Below are 21651 nucleotides of genomic sequence, written 5' to 3' on the forward strand. Positions count from 1 at the left end.
CGGACCCCCGCGTGAGGCTGCTCCCGATGGGGGAGCGCGCCTTGCTCGCCGAGGTCGCTGATCTCGGGCGGGTCGTCGCGCTGCACGCGGCGCTCGCCGCCGATCCGCCGGCGGGGATCGACGATCTGGTCCCGGCCGCGCGCACGGTGCTCGTCGTCTTCGATCCCGTCCGCATCCCCGCCTCCGCGGTCGCCGCGTGGATCCGCGGTGCCGCCTCCGCGCGCGCGGAGGTCGAACGCCCGGGGACCGTCGTCTCGATCCCGCTGCGCTACGACGGCCCCGACCTCGACGACACGGCCCGGCTGCTCGGCATCCCGGTCGCCGATCTCGTCACCCGCCACGCCGCCGCCGAGTGGACCGTCGCGTTCACCGGGTTCGCCCCGGGCTTCGCCTATCTGGTCAGCCGCGACTGGCCGTGGGACGTGCCCAGGCTGGCCCGTCCGCGTACGCGGGTGCCGGCGGGCTCGGTGGGGGTCGCGGGGGAGTTCAGCGGCGCCTACCCGCGTGACACCCCCGGCGGCTGGCGGTTGCTCGCGACCACCGGCGCTCGGCTCTTCGATCCCGACGCCGCGGATCCGGTGCTCCTGCCGCCGCGCTCGCGCGTGCGCTTCGTCGCGGAGCGCGCCCGCGCGGTCGCGTCGGCTGCCGCCGGCGCGACGGGAGGAGACACAGCCCCTCTCGCGGCCGCCGGCCCGCGCGCGGCTGGAGGAGGCTCGGCGCCGGTAGCCGCCGCGAGCCCGGCCGCGCAGGAAGCAGACGCGGCGCCCACTGCGGACGCCGGCGCGCGCGCGGCCGGCGGAGGCTCGGCACCGGGGGCGACCGCCATCGCGGCCGCGAGCGGAGGAGGTTCGGCGAGCGGAGGAACGGATGCCGCGGACGAGCCATCCCGCGGCCGTTTCTCCTCCGTTCCGCTCGCCACCGATTCCCCGACCCTGACCGTCACGGCACCGGGCGCGGCGGCGACGATCCAAGACCTCGGGCGGCCCGGCAGGGCAGCGCTGGGTGTGGCGCGGTCGGGGGCGCTGGATCGCGCGGCCCTGCGCATCGCCAACCGCCTCGTGGGCAACGTCGAGGACGCCGCCGGCGTCGAGATCCTGCTCGGCGGCTTCACCGCCCGCGCCGAACGCGACACCTGGATCGCTGTCACGGGTGCCCTCTCCGACGTGCGCATCGACGGACGGGCAGTGGATGCCTACGCGCCGCTGCCCCTGCCGGCCGGGTCGGAGGTGTCGATCGGCGTCGCGCGGGCGGGCCTGCGCTGCTACCTCGCGGTGCGGGGCGGCCTCGCCGTCCCCGTGACCCTGGGCTCACGATCCTCGGACGTCCTCGCCGGTCTGGGGCAGGCGCCTGTCGTCATCGGCGATGTCCTCGCCACCGGCTCGGCACTGTTCCCGGGGCCCTCCGTCGACCATTTCCCGTGGTCGGTCCCGCCGGGTCTCGTCGAGGTCACGGTGGCACGCGGGCCGCGCACCGACTGGTTCTCGCGGGCAGCACTCGAAACGCTGTTCGAGGCGCCCTGGACGGTGTCGTCCGACGCCGACCGGATCGGCATCCGTCTCGACGGCCCGATGCTCACACGCGTGCGGCGCGACGAGCTCCCGAGCGAGGGGATGCGTCCCGGCGCGATCCAGGTGCCGCCGCACGGACGGCCCGTCGTGCTGCTGGCCGACGGCCCCGTGACCGGGGGCTACCCCGTGATCGCGGTGGTGACGGATGCGGGTCTCGATGCACTGGCCCAGGCGCGGCCGGGAGATCGCGTGCGCATTCGGCGGGGATGACGCGCGGAGCCGGACGGAAGGAATGACGGGCGCCCGCGGTTATACCGCAGGTCCGCAGACGCGTCAAGAATCGGACTGGACACGGCGAGTCCTCCCGCGTATGCTTGGACTTTGCGCTCCTCGATTCCCCCTGCCCTCATATGGTGGTCGGCTGAGCCTGCCCGTCCCCGCTTCACTGCGGCGTGCGACGTGCCGGTTTTCGGGGCAGGAACGCACTCCACCTGACGACAAGGAATCACGAGCCCCTCGCCCGGGCTTCTGGAGGTTATTCCCTTGGCTGCTGCGAGCAACGCATCCACCACCACCACCCCGAAGAGCGGACGCGGCGCATCTCGCCTCTCGTTCGCGAAGATCTCCGACAAGCTGACCGTTCCCGATCTGCTCGCGCTGCAGACCGAGTCGTTCGACTGGCTCGTCGGTAACGAAGCATGGAAGGCACGCGTCGCCGAGGCTCAGGCCGTCGGTCGTACCGACGTCCCCGAGATCAGCGGTCTCGAGGAGATCTTCGAGGAGATCTCGCCGATCGAAGACCTGAGCGAGACCATGCAGCTCTCGTTCACGAACCCCTACCTCGAGCCCGAGAAGTACTCGATCGAAGAGTGCAAGGAGCGCGGCAAGACCTACGCCGCCCCGCTCTACGTCGAGGCCGAGTTCATGAACCACCAGACCGGTGAGATCAAGACGCAGACGGTCTTCATGGGCGACTTCCCGCTCCAGACCGACAAAGGCACGTTCATCATCAACGGCACCGAGCGTGTCGTGGTGTCGCAGCTCGTCCGCTCGCCCGGTGTCTACTTCGACAAGACGCCCGACAAGACCTCCGACAAGGACATCGTGTCGGCGCGCGTCATCCCCTCGCGCGGTGCCTGGCTCGAGTTCGAGATCGACAAGCGCGATCAGGTCGGCGTGCGCATCGACCGCAAGCGCAAGCAGTCGGTCACCGTCTTCCTGAAGGCCCTCGGCCTCACCAGTGAGGACATCCTCGCCGAGTTCGCCGGCTTCGACTCCATCGAGGAGACGCTGTCCAAGGACACGATCCTCACGAAGGAAGACGCCCTTCGCGACATCTACCGCAAGCTCCGTCCGGGCGAGCAGGTCGCCGCCGAGGCCGCCCGCGCGCTGCTGGACAACTTCTACTTCAACTCCAAGCGCTACGACCTCGCCAAGGTCGGCCGCTACAAGATCAACCAGAAGCTCGGTCTCGACAAGCCGCTGAGCGACTCGGTGCTGACCGTCGACGACATCGTCGCGACGATCAAGTACCTCGTGCGTCTGCACCGCGGCGACTCGTCGTTCGACGGCATGCGCGGCGGTCAGTCGGCTGACATCCGCCTCGACACCGACGACATCGACAACTTCGGCAACCGCCGCATCCGCGCCGTCGGCGAGCTCATCCAGAACCAGGTCCGTACCGGTCTGTCGCGCATGGAGCGCGTCGTGCGCGAGCGCATGACCACGCAGGACATCGAGGCCATCACGCCCCAGACCCTGATCAACGTGCGCCCCGTCGTCGCCGCGATCAAGGAGTTCTTCGGAACGAGCCAGCTGTCGCAGTTCATGGACCAGAACAACCCGCTCGCGGGTCTGACGCACAAGCGTCGTCTGTCGGCGCTGGGCCCCGGTGGTCTGTCGCGTGAGCGCGCCGGCGTCGAGGTCCGTGACGTCCACCCGTCGCACTACGGCCGCATGTGCCCCATCGAGACGCCCGAAGGCCCGAACATCGGTCTGATCGGCTCGCTCGCCTCGTTCGCGCGCATCAACGCCTTCGGTTTCATCGAGACGCCCTACCGTCGCGTCGTCGACGGCCGGGTGACCGACCAGATCGACTACCTCACGGCCAGCGAAGAGAGCGACCACATCGTCGCCCAGGCCGGTGTCGCCCTGCAGGCCGACGGCCACTTCGTCGAGGACCGCATCCTGGCCCGCCGCGGCCAGGGTGGCGAGGTCGACCTGTTCCCGAACGACGAGATCGGCTACATGGACGTCTCGCCGCGCCAGATGGTGTCGGTGGCGACCTCGCTCATCCCGTTCCTCGAGCACGATGACGCGAACCGCGCCCTCATGGGTGCGAACATGCAGCGCCAGGCCGTGCCGCTCGTGCGCAGCGAGTCGCCCGTCGTCGGCACCGGTATGGAGGGCTTCGCCGCCATCGACGCCGGTGACGTCGTCACCGCCGACAAGGCCGGTGTGGTCCTCGAGGTCTCGGCCGACGTCGTGACCGTGCAGCTCGACGAGGGCGGCACGCAGGACTACTTCCTGCGCAAGTTCGACCGCTCCAACCAGGGCACTTCCTACAACCAGCGCGTCGTGGTCTCGGCCGGTGAGCGCGTCGAGGCCGGCGAGGTCATCGCCGACGGTCCCGCGACCGAGAACGGCGAGCTCGCCCTCGGCAAGAACCTCCTCGTGGCGTTCATGACGTGGGAGGGTCACAACTTCGAGGACGCGATCATCCTCAGCCAGGACCTCGTGAAAGACGACACGCTGTCGTCGATCCACATCGAGGAGTACGAGGTCGACGCGCGCGACACCAAGCTCGGCAAGGAGGAGATCACCCGTGACCTCCCCAACGTCAGCCCCGACCTGCTGAAGGACCTCGACGACCGCGGCATCATCCGCATCGGTGCCGAGGTGCGTCCCGGCGACATCCTCGTCGGCAAGGTCACGCCCAAGGGTGAGACCGAGCTGAGCGCCGAGGAGCGCCTGCTCCGCGCGATCTTCAACGAGAAGAGCCGCGAAGTCCGTGACACCTCGCTGAAGGTGCCCCACGGCGAGCAGGGCACGATCATCGCCGTCAAGGAGTTCAACGCCGAAGACGGTGACGACGAGCTCGGCTCGGGCGTCAACCGCCGCGTCGTGGTCTACATCGCCCAGAAGCGCAAGATCACCGAGGGTGACAAGCTCGCCGGTCGCCACGGCAACAAGGGTGTCATCGCCAAGATCCTCCCGATCGAGGACATGCCCTTCCTCTCCGACGGCACGCCGGTCGACATCATCCTGAACCCGCTCGGCATCCCCGGTCGAATGAACTTCGGCCAGGTGCTCGAGCTCCACCTCGGATGGATCGCCCAGCAGGGCTGGAAGGTCGAGGGCACCCCGGAGTGGGCGGCTCAGCTGCCCGAGCTGGCTCGCGAGGCCGCCCCCGGCACCAAGGTCGCCACCCCGGTGTTCGACGGCGCGTTCGAGGCCGAGATCGCGGGTCTTCTCGACTCGACGATCCCGAACCGCGACGGCGACCGTCTGGTCGACTCGACGGGCAAGACGCTCCTGTTCGACGGCCGCTCCGGCGAGCCGTTCCCGGCGCCCATCTCGGTCGGCTACATGTACATCCTGAAGCTGCACCACCTCGTCGACGACAAGATCCACGCGCGCTCGACGGGCCCGTACTCGATGATCACCCAGCAGCCGCTCGGTGGTAAGGCGCAGTTCGGTGGTCAGCGCTTCGGTGAGATGGAGGTGTGGGCCCTCGAGGCCTACGGCGCCGCGTACGCGCTGCAGGAACTCCTCACGATCAAGTCCGACGACATCCTCGGCCGCGTCAAGGTGTACGAGGCCATCGTCAAGGGCGAGAACATCCAGGAGCCCGGCATCCCCGAGTCGTTCAAGGTGCTCATGAAAGAGATGCAGTCGCTCTGCCTGAACGTCGAGGTCCTCTCGGCCGACGGCACCGCGGTGAACCTCCGCGACACGGATGACGACGCCTTCCGCGCGGCGGAAGAGCTCGGCATCAACATCTCCAGCCGCTTCGAGTCCTCGTCGATCGACGAGATCTGAGCTTCCAGCTCAGCGACCCGCTCAGATTTCAGAGAATTCCGACACAGGAGAACCAGTGCTCGAATCAACCACTTTCGATCAGATCCGTATCGGTCTGGCCACCGCCGACGACATCCGTCGTTGGTCCTTCGGTGAGGTCAAGAAGCCCGAGACGATCAACTACCGCACGCTGAAGCCCGAGAAGGACGGCCTCTTCGGCGAGCAGATCTTCGGACCGTCCCGCGACTGGGAGTGCGCCTGCGGCAAGTACAAGCGCGTGCGCTTCAAGGGCATCGTCTGCGAGCGCTGCGGCGTCGAGGTCACCAAGAGCTCGGTCCGTCGCGAGCGCATGGGCCACATCGAGCTCGCCGCGCCCGTCACGCACATCTGGTACTTCAAGGGCGTGCCCTCGCGCCTGGGCTACCTGCTCGACATGGCGCCGAAGGACCTGGAGAAGGTCATCTACTTCGCCGCCTACATGGTGATCTCGGTCGACGAGGATGCCCGTCACCGCGACCTGGCCACGCAGGAGAACAACATCCGTCTGGAGCTGAAGACGCTCGGCGACCGCCGCGATGCCCGCATCGCCGCCCGCCTGGCGAAGCTCGAGGAGGAGCTCGCCGCCCTCGAGGCGGAGGGCGCCAAGGCCGACCAGAAGAAGAAGGTCAAGGACGCCGCCGAGAAGGACATGACGTCGGCTCGCAAGAACGCCGACGAGCAGATCGCCAAGCTCGAGCGCGTGTGGGAGGACTTCCGCACGCTCGAGGTGGGCGCCCTGAAGCCCGAGGACGACGTCTTCCACGAGCTGCAGGACCGCTTCGGTCAGTACTTCGAGGCGCACATGGGCGCCGAGTCGATCAAGCGTCGCCTCGAGGCGTTCGACCTGGCCGCCGAGAGCGAGAACCTGCACCTGCAGATCTCCGAGGGCAAGGGTCAGCGCAAGATCCGCGCGATCAAGCGACTGAAGGTCGTCAACTCGTTCCTGCAGACTGGTATGTCGCCGGCCTCCATGGTGCTCGACGTCGTCCCGGTCATTCCGCCGGAGCTTCGTCCGATGGTCCAGCTCGACGGTGGCCGTTTCGCCACCAGCGACCTGAACGACCTCTACCGTCGCGTGATCAACCGCAACAACCGCCTCCGTCGCCTGATCGACCTCGGTGCCCCCGAGATCATCGTCAACAACGAGAAGCGCATGCTGCAGGAGGCCGTCGACGCGCTATTCGACAACGGTCGCCGTGGTCGCCCCGTCACCGGTACCGGCAACCGCGCCCTGAAGTCCCTGAGCGACATGCTCAAGGGAAAGCAGGGTCGCTTCCGCCAGAACCTGCTCGGAAAGCGCGTGGACTACTCGGGCCGTTCCGTCATCATCGTCGGACCCCAGCTCAAGCTCCACCAGTGCGGTCTGCCCAAGCAGATGGCCCTCGAGCTGTTCAAGCCGTTCGTGATCAAGCGCCTGATCGATCTCGGTCACTCGCAGAACATCAAGGCCGCCAAGCGCGCCGTCGAGCGCTACCGTCCCGAGGTCTGGGACGTGCTGGAAGAGATCATCCGCGAGCGCCCCGTGCTGCTGAACCGTGCACCCACCCTGCACCGTCTCGGCATCCAGGCGTTCGAGCCCCAGCTCGTCGAGGGCAAGGCGATCCAGCTGCACCCGCTCGTGTGCGCGGCGTTCAACGCCGACTTCGACGGTGACCAGATGGCCGTGCACCTTCCGCTGTCGGTCGAGGCTCAGGCCGAGGCCCGCGTGCTGATGCTCGCCTCGAACAACATCCTGAAGCCGTCGGACGGCCGTCCGGTGACCCTGCCCTCGCAGGACATGATCATCGGTCTGCACCACCTGACCACCCTCAAGGAGGGGGCTGCGGGCGAAGGCCGTGCGTTCGGTTCGGTGGGTGAGGCGATCCTGGCCAAGGACGAGGGCACCCTCGACCTGCAGGCCAAGGCGCGCATCCGCATCCCCGGCCTCACTTTCCTCGAGGGCCAGGCGCCCGAGGGCTACGAGAAGCACGGTCTGGTCGACGCGTCGCTCGGTCAGGCGATCTTCAACGACACGCTGCCCAAGGGCTACCCGTTCGTTCGCGAGCAGGCCGACAAGGGCAAGCTGTCGCAGATCGTCAACAAGCTGGCCGAGGAGTACCCGAAGGTGGAGGTCGCGGCCTCCCTCGACCGCATCAAGGACGCCGGTTTCTACTGGGCCACCCGTTCGGGTGTCACGGTGGCGCTGAGCGACATCCTCACGCCGCCGAACAAGGCCGAGATCGTCGCGGGCTACGAGAAGCAGGCCGCGAAGGTCCAGGGACAGTACGAGAAGGGTCTCACCACCGACGCCGAGCGTCGTCAGGAGCTCATCAAGATCTGGACCGAGGCCACCGACGAGGTCCAGAAGGCGATGCGGGACAACTTCCCCGCCGACAACACCATCAACCGCATGGTCTCGTCGGGCGCCCGTGGTAACTGGCTGCAGATCCGCAACATCGCGGGTATGCGAGGCCTGGTGAACAACCCGAAGGGTGAGATCATCCCTCGCCCGATCATCTCGTCGTACCGTGAGGGTCTGTCGGTCGCCGAGTACTTCATCGCGACGCACGGTGCCCGTAAGGGTCTGGCCGACACGGCCCTCCGTACGGCCGACTCGGGGTACCTCACCCGTCGTCTCGTCGACGTCTCGCAGGATGTCATCATCCGCGAGGAGGACTGCGGCACGTCGAAGGGCCTCGAGCTCCCGATCGCCGCGGCCGACTCGACCGGTGCGCTGGTCAAGGACGCCAACGTCGAGAACTCGGTGTTCGCTCGCACGCTCGCCACGGCGGTCGTCGACGCGCAGGGCACCGTGCTGGCCGAGGCCGGCGACGACGTGGGCGACGTGCTCATCAACAAGCTGGTCGAGGGCGGCGTGGAGTCGATCAAGGTCCGCTCCGTGCTGACCTGCGACTCGGCCGTCGGTGTCTGCGCGAAGTGCTACGGCCGTTCGCTGGCCACCGGCAAGATCGTCGACATCGGCGAGGCCGTCGGCATCATCGCGGCCCAGTCGATCGGTGAGCCCGGTACTCAGCTGACGATGCGTACCTTCCACACCGGTGGTTCCGCCTCGGCAGACGACATCACGCAGGGTCTTCCCCGCGTGCAGGAGCTGTTCGAAGCGCGTACCCCCAAGGGCGCGTCGCCGATCGCCGAGGCCGATGGCCGCATCACGATCGACGAGACCGACAAGGCCAAGAAGGTCATCCTCACGCCCGACAACGGCGACGAGCCGGTGGTCTACCCTGTCCTGAAGCGTGCGACGCTCCTGGTCGAGGACGGTCAGCACGTCGTGGTCGGTCAGCCGATCCTGGTCGGAACGCTCGACCCCAAGGAGGTCATGCGCGTGCAGGGTGCCCGCGAGGTGCAGAAGTACCTCGTCAACGGCGTCCAGGGCGTGTACCGCTCGCAGGGTGTGCCGATCCACGACAAGCACATCGAGGTCATCGTCCGACAGATGCTCCGCAAGGTCACCGTCGTCGACCACGCCGACACCGACCTGCTGCCCGGCGAGCTGGTGGACTTCAAGCGCTACCAGGCCATCAACCGCGAGGCCGTCGGCGAGGGCAAGCGCCCCGCGTCGGGTCGTCCGGAACTGATGGGTATCACGAAGGCGTCGCTCGCGACGGAGTCGTGGCTGTCGGCCGCGTCGTTCCAGGAGACCACCCGCGTTCTCACGCAGGCGGCCATGGAGGGCAAGAGCGACCCGCTCGTCGGCCTCAAGGAGAACGTCATCATCGGAAAGCTCATCCCCGCCGGAACCGGTCTTGCGAAGTACCGCAACGTCACGGTCGAGGCGACGGAAGAGGCCAAGAGCGAGCGGTACCCCAACCGCATCTTCGCCTCGGACGGCGCGTACAGCGACGCCGACCTGAGCTACGTCGATTTCGACAGCTTCTCGACGGACGACTTCACGCCCGGCACGTACAACTGATCACGGTTCGGGAGAGTGAGCTCGCTCGCTCTCCCGGCCTGATCGAAGGTGCCGAGCGACGCCGTCACGAAGACGACCGATCGATCCTCGAAGGCCCCCGGTTCCGCCGGGGGCCTTCGTCGTGCCGTCCGCCTTGTTCACGTCACGCGCTCGCGGCGTGTCGAGGGCAGGGTGCGACGGGGGCATGCGCCTACCGTTGACGAGGAGGAATGCATGGCTCGAATCGGTGGACGCAGCCTGTGGTTGGCCTGGCCCGCAGGGCTGTTCTGCCTGGCCGCGGTCGCGGGGCTGAGCTATCTCGCCGCCCCCGGCGTGCCGGTCGCCGTCGCCTTCGTGGGCGACACTCTGCGCGCCGCCACAGGAACTCCCGTGACCGCCGAGACGGAGCCGGCGACACCCGCGACGGACTGCCGGCACCTGTATTCGCAGCCGCTGTGGTCCTCGCTCGTGTGGTCGCCGGACGCCCTGCTCTCCCAGCGACGCACGGCCCCGCTGTCCACGCCGGAGGCGGTCGCCGCGTCGACCCCCGCGACGGTCGTCACATGCCATTGGCGCGGTGTCGACGGCCGTTTCGTCGAGACCACGGTGTCGACCGTGTCGCCGGAGGGGGCTGCGGCCGCGGCCACCACGCTCGCCGCGCAGGGATTCGCATGCGCCACAGCGGCGGATGCCACGCAGACCGACGTCACGCACTGCTCCCGCACGACCGGCGATGTCGACGAGGTGCACGACCTGCGCGGCGATCGATGGGTGTCGTCGACCCTCAGCGGCTGGAGCCCCGTCGACTACACCGCGGTCGTGGCATCCCACGCGTTCTTCGGCGGATGACGCCGGCCCGCGTCATCCGAAGATCGACGAGATGATACTCGCGGTGTATCCCGTGGGCGCGAGGTTCGAGTACTGCGTGTCGATCAGGACGTCGTCGCGCCAGTAGAGCGTCCGCCCATCGTTGACGGGATACGTCTCGTTGATCCACGTCTTCTCGCAGCGGGTGCCGGAGTCGGGTGTGTAGCAGCTGAAGCCCTGCGTCGCCACGAGGTCGTTGAGCATGTCGAGAGCGGGCCCGCGATTCATCCGCGAGATGGTGGTCGTGAGTCCCGTCGTGTCTGCGGCCGGGTCGCGCCAGATGCAGATGAGGGACCCGTCGGGCTGCACGCCCGAGGGAGCCAGGGCCGGATCGTTCAGGGGAACGGTGCCCAGCTGCGCGAGGACGTCTGCCGAGAGCATGGCCTTGCAGTCCGCGGGAAGACGCACCTCGGTGGGCGCCCGTGAAAAGGTCGGGATGTTCGACGGGGTGGGCGACGTCGAGATCGGGGCCGAGGTGGCAGGAGCCGCCTCTTCAGCGGCGGGGGCGCACGCGGTCAGCACGAGCACGGCAGCACCGATGAGCGCCGCGGGAACGGCGGGGCGGAGCGGGCGACGGGGCATGGGATTACCCTAAGCCGACGTTCCGACACGGTCGAGACGCACTTCCGTCGGCACGCCTACGCGATGGGTCGCCCCCGGCGGGATAGCCTGGCGCCGCAATCACCGCGTGAGGAGAACCCATGAGCGACAACACGTCGGGCCGCGACCCCGTCGCTGCGCCGAAGGATCAGTACGGTGACCCCGTCACCGCCTCGACGGATTCGTACGGCGACCCCGTCGTCGAACCGACGGAGAACGAGCACGACGTCGTCGGTCGAGCCCACGAGGGTCTCGCCGATGCCGAAGCCGCCCGTCGCGACGCCGTCGACCCGCAGGTGGCCGAGGCCGCGTGGGGTGAGCGGGAGCAGCGCGAGCGCGAAGATTCCGCCGCGCTCGCCGATCGCCGCGACCACACGGCGCCCGTCGTGCACGACGCCTCGCCGGTCGAGCCGCAGACCGCGCCGGCGGCTGCGCCTGCGTCGTCGGTCGATCTCGACGACGAGGACGCCCGCTGGGCCGCCTACGCCGCCTCCGCCGAGCCCGCGCAGCAGGGCACGTCGACCGCGCGACACGACGACGACGCCCGCACCACGGTGTCGCCGGTCGCCGAGACGGCCGTGGTGGCCGGAACGGGAGCCGCGGTCGCCGGCGCCGGTGCCGCGACGACGTCCGCTTCCGACGAGCCGACCCGGGCTTACGGCGGCCCGCAGCCCATCTTCGTGCAGGCGCCGGAGGCCCCGCGCCCGCGCGGCAACCGCGGGGCCGCCGGCGCGATCGGCCTGCTCGCGGCGCTGGCCTTCGCCGTGCTCTACCTCGCCGCGATCCTCGGCCTGCGCCTGCTCACCGACGGACTGCAGGTCGCCGACCTCGGCACCGCGGCCCTCTCGGCTCTCGGCACCTGGGGCTTGTGGGTTCCCACGGTCGCGTTCTACCTGGGCTTCTGGTTCCTCGGTGCGCTGATCAACCGCGGCCGCTGGGGTCACTGGGTGGTGTGGGGCTTGATCGTCGGCGTCGTCGCGTGGGCGGGGCACCTCCTCGGAGTCCTCCTGGCCGCACCGTTCTGGATGATCGACGCGCGCGAATCCGTCGATCTTCTGCTGGCGAACGTGCTCGCTCCGCTCGCGATCGTCGCCTTCGTCCTCGGCCGGGAGCTCACGATCTGGTTCGGCGCGTGGGTGTCGGCTCGCGGTCGCCGCATGACGGAGCTCAACGCCGAAGCGCAGCGCGAGTACGAGCGCACCCTCGAGGCCGGCCCGCAGCTGTCGCAGCGCTGAGCCGGATGCCATGACGAATGAGCCGCGACCGGCGGGGGTGACCCCGCCGGTCGCGGCCGTTTTCGCCTCCGTCGTCTTCATCGCGCTGTCGATCGCCGCGCTGGGGGTGGCCAGCCTCGTTCTGGATGCCGACGTCATCCCCGTGCGGGGCCTCGGCGCCGTGCCCGGTGTGATCGGACAACTGGCGGCCCTCGGCTGCTTCGCCGGTGTTCTCCTGTGGGGGCTGCGCGCGCGTCCGCCGTCCTACCTCACTGCCGTCCCCTGCGCCGTCGGCGCGTACGTGGGCGAGGTGGTCGGTGTCGTGGTCGGCGCGCTGATCAGCGGCGCCGACCCGGCCCGTGGTGTCGCCGCCGCGGGCAGCGTCGCCCTGGGATTCGCCGGTCCCGTGGTGGCGGCGGCGGGCCTGGTGGCCGCGCTGTTCGGGGTGCTGCTCCTTCGCGCGCGGACGAACGGACCGCGGTGGGGCTGGGAAGACGACGACGACGCTCCGTGATGCCGTGCACCTCCTCGGCGCCTCGCTGCCTCGGCATCCCGGCCCGCGAGTACGTGTGACGCGCGGGCACCCGTGGCATCCGCGTCCTTCCGGGCGTGTCGGGCTAGCGTAGGGAGGGTGGAGCGGTCGCTCGAAAGCCAGGTCGGTCAGGCAGTGGATGCCTGGCTGCGTTGGCTGCCCCGCTGGGAGCCGGCAAACCACCGGGGGCGCGTCGCGCCGTGCCGCCGGTGCTTCGGATCGCCGGTGCTTTCTGCCGCGGGGCTGGGCTCGGATGTGCCGCACGGCGTCCAGCATGGCCTCTCCACGCGCGTGAAGGGGATCGTCGATCACGCGGTCGCCGACTACACCGCCCGCAACCTCCCGATGCTGCAGACCGAGCTCGACCAGCAGTCGGAGCGCAACCGACGCCGTTCGTACCGTCCCGCCGAGGGACTCGAGCCCGAGTTCGAGGGGATGCCGCTCGACCCCGACCCCGAGCCCGGTTCGCCGTTCCTGTTCACCCTGTCGGGCCTCGCCGCCGAAGAGGATGCCGCGATCCCCGCCCTTCCGGCGCTGTCGGACGCCGCCAAGGCGGCGCTGCGTCAGGAAGTCGGCCTCGCCGACGACTACGCGAACATGGTCGGTCGCGAGGTGTGTTCGATTCTGCTGCACCACCGCCTGCGTATCCAAGCCGCCGTGGCGGAGTACGTCGAGCCGCAGATCGCGGCCCTGCTCGACGACCTCACGCGCTCGCTGGACGCGCCGTTCGATTCGCGGGAGTCCGAGCCCCCCGCATCCTGACCACCTGTGCACAAGCGGACGGCGCGATCATGCTGTTTTGTTAGCATCGACGGGTCGTTCGCCGGTGGTGTCGCGGACGCAGCGTCCGGAGGGAGCTCGATGCCGCAGCGACTCCCTTCGTCGCCGCCCATCCTGCCCGGGCTCGCGTACATCCGTCCCCTCGGTTCGGGTGGCTTCGCCGACGTCTTCCTCTACGGCCAGGACATGCCGCGCCGCGATGTCGCCGTCAAGGTGCTGCCCAGCGACGTGCGCGACGCCGACTTGCTGCGCATGTTCAACGCCGAGGCCGACGTCCTCGCCCACCTGTCGGCACATCCCTCGATCGTCACCGTCTATCAGGCGGGGATCTCCGCCGACGGCAGGCCGTACATCGTCATGGAGTACTGCCCGGGATCGCTCGCGCAGCGCTTCCGGGTGGAGCGGATGCCGCTGGCTGAGGTGCTGTCGATCGGCGTGCGCATGTCGGGGGCTCTCGAGTCCGCGCATCACGCGGGCCTCATCCACCGCGACGTGAAACCCAGCAACATCCTCGTCACCACCTTCGGCGCGCCGGTCCTCGCCGACTTCGGCATCTCGTCGTCGCTGGTGCGGCAGGGGGCCGACGAGATGATGGCGATGTCGGTGCCGTGGAGCGCGCCCGAGGTCGTCGCCGAGCAGACCGCGGGTACCGTCGCGAGCGAGGTGTGGAGCCTCGGCGCGACCGTCTACTCCTTGCTGGCGGGGCACAGCCCCTTCGAACGTCGGGAGAAGGGCCAGAACTCCCGCGAACAGTTGCGGCGGCGGATCGCCCGCGCCTCGTACACCGACGTCGCCCGCGCCGATGTCCCGGCGGCGCTCCAGCAGGTGCTCGCGCAATCGATGTCGCGCAATCCCTCGGCTCGCCACGCCAGTGCCCTCGCATTCGGCGAAGCCCTGCAGACGGTGCAGGTCGACATGGGCCTTCCCGCGACGCCCCTCGAAGTGCCGGCCGCCGAGTGGGCTCCGGCGGCGCGCACGGTCGACTTCGCCGACCCGACGCTGCGCGGACCGGCTCGCTCGCACATCGAACGCGAGGGCTCGCGGAAGCACCGCGCGTCGTCGGGGGTCGCCGGCTACGCCCGTGACGAAGACACCGACATCTCCGCGCCCGCCCCGCGGACGTTCCACCCGCTGCCCTGGGTGCTCGCCACGGCGACTGCAGTCACGACGGCGGCCGTGGTGGTGGCGGCCCTGTACGCCACGGGCGTGCTCCGGTGAAGCGCGGTACGCTCGCGGGCCTCACGGCCGCCGCGGTGTCGGCGGCTCTGGTGGTGACGGCGAGTATCGTCTGGCCGGGACTGGACGCGCAGCAGACGCCCGAGGTCGACACCTCCGTCTGGGCGCTGCAGACTGGCGACGGCCAGCGCTACGCGCGGGTGAACACCGCCGTCGGAGAACTCGACACCGTCCGCACCGCGGGCAACCCCACCCAGGTCGCGCAGTCGGGCGACGGTGCCTATCTGTTCACCGACAGCTTCAGCAAGCTCACGCGCATCGACGAGGCTCTGCCTGTCGATCTGCAAGAGGAACAGCTGCAGGCCGCTCCCGATACCCCGCCGGGAACCACCTCCGTGGTCACGGCGGGGGACTACGTCGTCTACCGCACAGATGTCGGGACGCTCTTCGCCGGACGGTTGAGTCGCGCCGGTCAGGCGGCCGTCGAGCTCGACCCCTTCGAGGTCGCCGATGACGACGACGCGGCCGCGTACACGGCGGACGCCCTGGCGTTGGACGACCGGGGGATGCTCTTCGCCTATTCGTCGGCAGACGGATCGGTCCTCCGTTACGACATCGAGTCCGACGAGCTCCGAGGTCGGGACGCCCTCGACGTCGACGCCGCGTCGCCGGTGCTGTCGGCCGCCGGCGACACGTGGGTGCTCGTCGACGCCGAGGCCGGTCGTGTGTGGGTCCGCGGCGAGGACGCCGTCGACATCGAGACCGGCGACCAGGTGGTGATCGGCGACGCCGACGCCGACGCCCGCGCCGTCTACATCGCCGACGATCAATCCCTGTGGACCGTCCCCGCGGACGGCTCCGAGCCCCGGCGCGAGGTGGGTGGCGGCGGAAACGTCTTGGGTCAGCCCGCTCGACCCGTGTGGCACCAAGGGGTCGCCTATGCGGCGTGGCTGCTCCCGGGCGACGCCCGGGGCACTCTGTGGCGTTCCGACCAGGGCGAGACGGGTCTCGACTACGGCGGGGCGACCATGCCCGATCAGCGGCGCCCGACCTTCGTCGCGACCGACCATGCCGTCATCCTGAACGAGACGCGCACGGGGTGGGTGTGGACCGTTCCCGACGGCGCGTTGGTCGCGTCCAGTCAGAATTGGTCGCTGGATGACCGAACAGAGCAGACGGCCGTGCAGAGCGACGAGCAACTCAGCGTCGTGCTCGACCCGAAGCCGCCCATCGCTGAGCCGGACTCCTTCGGCGTGCGCCCCGGGCGGCTCGTGACGCTCCCCGTCCTGCTGAACGACCACGACCCCAACGAAGACGTGTTGAGCATCGTGAGTGAGAGCGTGACGGGCCTCGACCCCGGCTTCGGGACCCTCGCGCTCACCGATTCCGGCCAGCGGCTCGCGGTGCGCGTTTCGCCGACCGCCACGGGCAGCGCGACGTTCTCCTACGCGGTGACGGACGGCACCACCGCCGACGGTCTCACCTCCGCTCCCACCACGGTCACGGTGGCGGTGTCGCCCGCCGACAGCAACGCGGCGCCGGTGTGGTGCGGGGTCGCCGCCTGCCTGCAGCCGTGGCCCACCCCCGAGGTCGCCCGCGGCGGCACCATCACCGTTCCCGTCCTGGCCGGCTGGATCGACCCCGACGGCGATCCGCTCCTCCTCCTCTCCGTCGACAATCCGGGGGGTGTGGGCACGGTCGCCGCGACGCCGGGCGGCGACGTCGTGTACCAGCACGCCGACGACGGATCCGGCGGTGAGCAGAACATCGAGCTCGAGGTCGTCGTCGCCGACACCCGCGGCGCGACCACCACCAAGCCCCTCCTCGTCCGCGTCGCGCCCGACCCGGGCCTCTCGGTGCAGTCGTTCGCCGTCATCGACACCGTGGGCTCCTCCGTCTCGGTCGACGTCGGCCCGCGCGTGACCGGAACCGCCGGGGACGTGACATTGACCTCCGTCCGCGTCCTCGACGGCGCCGACGCGACCGCCACCGTCCTCGGCGGCAGCACCGCTTTCGAGGTGACCGCGGCGCAACCGGGCGTCTACCGTGTTGATTTCACCGTCAACGGCGGAGGTCGTGACGCGAACGGGACCGCCCGCGTCACGATGCTGCCGGCGGACGCTCCGGCGCAGCTGTCGACCTCGCCGGTGGTGGCCTTCGTCCGCCCCCAAGAAGACGCGACCCTCGACGTCTTCCGCGCCGTGTCGAACCCGACCGGGCGGGTCCTGCTGTTGAGCGAGGTGGAGGCCAGCGCCGAGGAAGGTGCGTCCCTCACCGTCGACACGGTGGGGCAGAACGACCTCCGCGTCTCGGGCAGCACGGCCGACGGCGCCGCCGGACTCCTCGGGACGGTGGGCTACACGGTGAGCGACGGTACCGACGACGAGGGCTCGCGTGTGGCGGGGGAGGCCACGGTCTACCTGCTGCCCCCGGCGCCGGAGATCGCTCCGATCGCCGTCGACGACACGGTGACCGTGCGCGCCGGAGCGCAGATCGACATTCCCGTTCTCGACAATGACATCTCCCCCGCGGGCGGACGTCCCACGCTCGATCCGTCGAGCGTCCAGGCCACCCCCGCGGCGGACGCTCTCGCCTTCGCCTCCGGCGGTGTGCTCCGCTACTTGGCTCCGACGACCCCGGGGGCCTACGAGGTGACCTACCGGGTGACGACGGCCGGGACGCCGTCGCTGTGGGACCAGGCGACGGTGCGCGTCACCGTGCTCGGCGAGGACGCCAATCGGGCGCCTCTTCCCGACACCCTGGAGGGGCGCGTTCTCAGCGGGGGCACGACCTCGATCGACTTCGCGGCCTTCGGGATCGACCCGGATGGCGACGCCGTGACACTCGACCGCGTCGTGGCGCAGCCGGACCGCGGGACGGCATCGGTGTCGCCCGACGGGACGTCGATCCTGTACTCCTCGATCCCCGGCGATCGCGGCCAGGTGTCGTTCCGCTACCGGGTGTCCGACTCGGCGAACGCCACGGGCGAGGGGTCGGTCCGCATCGGCGTGCTGGATGCCGAGGCCAACCCCAGCCCCATCACCTTCACCGAATACGTGCAGGTGCAGGCGGATGCGGATCGCACCGTCCGGGTCAGCCCTCTGGCCAACGACATCGATCCCACGCAGGGTCGGCTCACGCTGACCGGCGTACGGCCGGATCTGCCCGAGACCCTCATCGACGGCAGTGACAATCCAGAGTACGAGCGCCTCGAAGGGTTCGTCGTCGCGGTCTCCGACACCGCCGTGGTCCTTCGCGCGGGGGCGCAACCGGGCACCCTGTCGTTCCTTTACGACGTCGCATCCGAGTCCGGTAACACCGGCCGCGGTCTGATCGTGGTGAAGGTCGTGCGCGAGAACGTGCCCGATTACCCCATCGTCACCGACACCGTGCTGACGGTCGAGAACCGCGACGACTTCGCCTCCGGTGTCGACGTCATCGCCGGACGAGCCACGTGGTCGGGCGGCGAGCTGGGCGATCTCGATGTGGAGCTCTGGGGCGAGCCGGCCGACGTCCGGATCGACGGGCGGCGGATCTCGGGCGCCCTGCCCGCCACGCGCCGCGTGATCCCCTTCGCCGTGACCGGGCGTGCGGGCGACACAGACGTCACGACCTATGCCTTCCTCCGGGTTCCCGGCGACGACGACCTCAGCCTGTCCCTGCGCCCGAACGCGGCCCAGCGCGTCGACGAGCTCGCGTCCGTCTCGTTCGACATGGCATCCCTCGTCGCCCTTCCCCGCCGCGCGACGCTCGAGGTCGGCGCCGAGGTCACCCCGACGGGCGTCCGCCCCGAAGCCCGATGCTCCCTCGCCGGCTCGGTCGTCACCTACGACGCGGGCAACGGGTCGCCGTGGACCGATGCGTGCCGTGTTCCCGTGCGGGTGGCCGGCAGCGAGGAGTGGACGGTGCTGTCGGTGCCCATCGGCGTCGTCGCCCGCGATCCTCAGCCCGAATTGCGTCCGGGCGCGCTCACCGTGGGGCCGGGGGAGACGGCCACCTTCGACCTGCGCAACATGACGTCGTGGCAGCTCGGTCGCGAAGACGCGGGGGGCGTGCGCTACGCGCTGGAGTCCTCCGGCTCGGCCTTCGCGATATCGCTCGACGGGTCCACCGTGAGCGTGACGGGCGACGATCGAGCCCTGCCCGGGACCGAGAACGCCGCCATCGTCTCGATCACGAGCCACCGTGCGGTGGCACCGGCTCGTCTCGTGCTGCGCGTCGGGTCAGCGCCCTCCACCCTCCCGCAGGGGGGCACCACGTCGTCGCAGTGTTCGCAGGCGTCGGGGACGAGCTGCACCATCGATGTGATCGGCATCCCGGGCGAGGTCAATCCGCTTCCGGGCACGCCGCTGGAGGTCGTCGCCGTGAGCTCCGCGACCACGTGCACGGGCGTGAGCTTCGCGGTCGCCTCGCCGACGAGCATTGCGGCATCGTGGAACGGCGACACCCCCGGAGCGACCTGCACCGCGGCAGTGACTCTCCGTGATGCGCAGGGCAGGACGACCGCGTCCGTCCGTGACGCCCGCGTCACCCTCGACCTGCTCGGCTTCCCCCGTCCGCCCGCGAGCGTGCGGCAGACGGCGTTCGCCGACGGCTCCCTCACGTTGCGCGTCGACCCGGGTGAGGCCGGGCGCGCCTACCCGGGTCTGTCCGGCTTCACCGTGCGCACGGGAGGAGCGACCGTCGGACGGTGCGCCGCCGACGGATCGTGCCCGCCCATCGCCGCGCCCAACGGAGAACAGCGCGAGTACGTGGTGACCGCCGTCAATGCCGTGGGGGAGTCCCGGGGCGCGGTGCGCACGACCGGGTGGGCGTATCGGCCGCCGGCGCAGCCGCGCGAGCTGGCGTTCACTCCGACGCAGACCAGTGGCGAGGGGAAAGTCGCCGATCTGGTCGTCAGCGGCGTGGACGGGTCCGAGACGGGGTCGCTCGAGATCTCCAGCCCCGTCGGCGAGACCGTTCGCGTCGACGTCGGGCGCAACCAGGATGTGGTGCAAGTGCGCCGGTTCGTGGTCGGCTCCAATGACGCCACTTCCGTCACCGTCCGACCGATCTCGCGGTTCACGCTTCCCCCGGGCCTCGGTGGAGCCGCGAACGGCAGCGAGCTCGTCGGGACCGCGCACGGAGTCGGTGCCCCGACCAATCCGATGCTGATCTTCACCTCGACGCCGGCGAGCGACGGCACCACCACCATCGTCGCCCGCGCGACCGCCGCGCAGAACGGCACCGACAGCGTGGTCGGCTTCGGCATCGTGCCCGAGGGGAGACGTTGCGTGCCGCGCGAAGACGGTGACACCGCCCAGTTCACCGAACGCTCGGGAGAGACATACCGTTACACGATGTGCGCCGAGTCGTTCTTCGGCGACCGCTCCTACGGCGTCACGAGTCGCACGGAGCAGGTGGGCGCGGTCCAGAGCACGAAAGCGCCGAAGGGCTACACGTTCACTGTCGGGTCCCGTCCCGGCGTCGATCCCGAGAACCGTGTGGCGCGCTGGCGGATCGAGAGGATCAACGAGGGCGAAGCCCCGCCCCGCCGCAACGACACGCTGTACCAGGGATTCGACGACGAGCGAAGCTCGGTGTTCGACCGGGACCCCGAGATCAAGGTCCACTTCAGACACCAGGTCTGGGGCACCGAGTCGGAGCGCGGCGACGTGATGCCGGCCAGTGGCAGCGCCCCCTACCAGGTGCAGGCGACGTGGAGCCTCACGAGCTGCGAGGCCGGTGGGGTGCTCCTCGCCGAAGGTTCTTCGGTGGGCGACAGGGCGAACGTCGTCTTCACGTACGGTGATGTCGTCTACCGGGACGCGGCCGGCGCGGAGATTGCGAAGTCTCCGGACAACCCCCAGCTCGTACCCGCCGGCGCCGTCACCGTGGAGGGGATCAACGTCAGCGTGGATTGGTCGAAACAGGGGTGGAACCTCGATCCCGCCGCTGCGAAACTTTCGGGCTCCTGCCGACCAGCCCCCTGATCCCGGGCCGGCCCGGCATCCGTCCCCCCACTTCTCGAAGGAACCCGACATGACGATCACCCAGGAGCAGGCCACCTGGTTCTCCCAGACCTTCTCGCAGATCGCCGACAACGTCGAGCGCGCCGTCCTCGGCAAGCGCCACGTCGTCGAACTCGTCCTGACCGCGATGCTGAGCGACGGTCACGTGCTGCTCGAAGACGTGCCCGGTACGGGCAAGACCTCCCTCGCGCGCGCCGTGGCGCAGTCGGTGCAGGGCACGAACACGCGTATCCAATTCACGCCGGATCTGCTGCCGGGCGACATCACCGGCATCACCGTTTACGACCAGAAGACGGGCTCGTTCGAGTTCCACACCGGTCCGATCTTCGCCAACATCGTGCTCGCCGATGAGATCAACCGCGCCAGCCCCAAGACCCAGTCGGCCTTGCTCGAGGTCATGGAGGAGGGCAGGGTCACCATCGACGGCGTCTCTCGTCAGGTGGGCGTGCCTTTCCTCGTACTGGCCACGCAGAACCCCGTCGAGCAGGCAGGAACGTACCGTCTCCCCGAGGCGCAGCTCGACCGCTTCCTCCTGCGTACGTCGCTCGGATACCCCGACCACGCCGCGACCGTCCGCATCCTCGACGGGGCGGCGGTCGCCACGGCGGAGCTCCGCGCCATCATCACCCCGCAGGCGCTCGTCGGCATGGCCGACCTCGCAGCATCCGTGTACGTCGACGCGCTCGTCCTCGACTACATCGCCCGACTCGTGGATGCCACGCGTACGGCCGACGAGGTGCGCTTGGGCGTCAGCATCCGCGGCGCTCTGGCGCTGACCCGGGCGACCCGCTCCCGCGCGGCATCGCAGGGTCGCACCTACGCCACTCCCGACGACGTGAAGGCCCTCGCCGTGGCGGTGCTCTCCCACCGCCTGATCCTCCACCCCGAGGCCGAGTTCGACGGTGTCACCCAGGAGGCCGTGATCGGCCAGGTCCTTCTCGACACGCTTCCTCCCACGCAACGCGAGAGTGCGTGACGATGCCCCGCGCCCATCGGTTCCACCCGGCGGCGG

General features: G+C 69.8%; 11 protein-coding genes. 10 read left to right on the plus strand and 1 reads right to left on the minus strand.

Annotation, left to right across the window (positions count from 1 at the left end):
- The first annotated feature begins 11 nt into the window (after positions 1 to 11).
- The 4 genes from MT347_RS01470 to MT347_RS01485 all read left to right on the plus strand — a co-directional run bounded on the left by MT347_RS01470 (position 12) and on the right by MT347_RS01485 (position 10308).
- A complete protein-coding gene (locus MT347_RS01470) occupies positions 12 to 1778 on the plus strand; it encodes a 5-oxoprolinase/urea amidolyase family protein (protein ID WP_243497323.1) in 1767 nt (588 codons plus the stop codon).
- Between the two features lie 273 nt (positions 1779 to 2051).
- Entirely contained in the window at positions 2052 to 5549 is a 3498-nt protein-coding gene (locus MT347_RS01475; RefSeq protein WP_243497325.1) for a DNA-directed RNA polymerase subunit beta, read from the plus strand.
- A 55-nt stretch (positions 5550 to 5604) separates the two neighbouring features.
- Complete coding sequence (gene rpoC / locus MT347_RS01480; RefSeq protein WP_243497328.1) at positions 5605 to 9480, plus strand: DNA-directed RNA polymerase subunit beta'; 3876 nt, start codon at positions 5605 to 5607, stop codon at positions 9478 to 9480.
- Between the two features lie 213 nt (positions 9481 to 9693).
- The gene (locus MT347_RS01485) at positions 9694 to 10308 is read left to right on the plus strand and encodes a hypothetical protein (protein WP_243497330.1); all 615 of its coding nucleotides are present in this window, start codon (positions 9694 to 9696) and stop codon (positions 10306 to 10308) included.
- Positions 10309 to 10320: 12 nt separating this feature from the next.
- Here MT347_RS01485 and MT347_RS01490 read toward each other — a convergent pair whose 3' ends face one another.
- Positions 10321 to 10908: a hypothetical protein gene (locus MT347_RS01490; RefSeq protein ID WP_243497332.1), complete on the minus strand. Its 588-nt coding sequence runs from the start codon at positions 10906 to 10908 to the stop codon at positions 10321 to 10323.
- Between the two features lie 119 nt (positions 10909 to 11027).
- Here MT347_RS01490 and MT347_RS01495 point away from each other — a divergent pair, with 119 nt between their 5' ends.
- From MT347_RS01495 to MT347_RS01520, 6 genes are all read left to right on the plus strand, one after another.
- Positions 11028 to 12161 carry an ABC transporter gene (locus MT347_RS01495; protein WP_243497333.1) on the plus strand — a complete coding sequence of 378 codons (1134 nt, stop codon included), beginning with the start codon at positions 11028 to 11030 and terminating at the stop codon, positions 12159 to 12161.
- Positions 12162 to 12171: 10 nt separating this feature from the next.
- On the plus strand, positions 12172 to 12654 hold the full coding sequence (locus MT347_RS01500) for a hypothetical protein (RefSeq protein ID WP_243497335.1): 483 nt from the start codon (positions 12172 to 12174) through the stop codon (positions 12652 to 12654).
- Between the two features lie 117 nt (positions 12655 to 12771).
- Positions 12772 to 13434 (plus strand): spermidine/putrescine ABC transporter substrate-binding protein, encoded by a 663-nt coding sequence (locus MT347_RS01505; RefSeq protein ID WP_243497337.1) that lies wholly within the window; start codon positions 12772 to 12774, stop codon positions 13432 to 13434.
- A 99-nt stretch (positions 13435 to 13533) separates the two neighbouring features.
- On the plus strand, positions 13534 to 14670 hold the full coding sequence (locus MT347_RS01510) for a serine/threonine-protein kinase (RefSeq protein WP_243497339.1): 1137 nt from the start codon (positions 13534 to 13536) through the stop codon (positions 14668 to 14670).
- A complete protein-coding gene (locus tag MT347_RS01515; RefSeq protein WP_243497343.1) occupies positions 14667 to 20600 on the plus strand; it encodes an Ig-like domain-containing protein in 5934 nt (1977 codons plus the stop codon). The genes MT347_RS01510 and MT347_RS01515 overlap by 4 nt, the downstream gene beginning before the upstream one ends.
- A 49-nt stretch (positions 20601 to 20649) precedes the next feature.
- Positions 20650 to 21615, plus strand: a complete 966-nt coding sequence (locus tag MT347_RS01520) for a MoxR family ATPase (RefSeq protein ID WP_243497344.1) — start codon at positions 20650 to 20652, stop codon at positions 21613 to 21615.
- The last annotated feature ends 36 nt before the right edge of the window (positions 21616 to 21651 follow it).

The sequence above is a fragment of the Microbacterium sp. VKM Ac-2923 genome, from assembly GCF_022815605.1.
Taxonomy (GTDB): Bacteria; Actinomycetota; Actinomycetes; order Actinomycetales; family Microbacteriaceae; genus Microbacterium.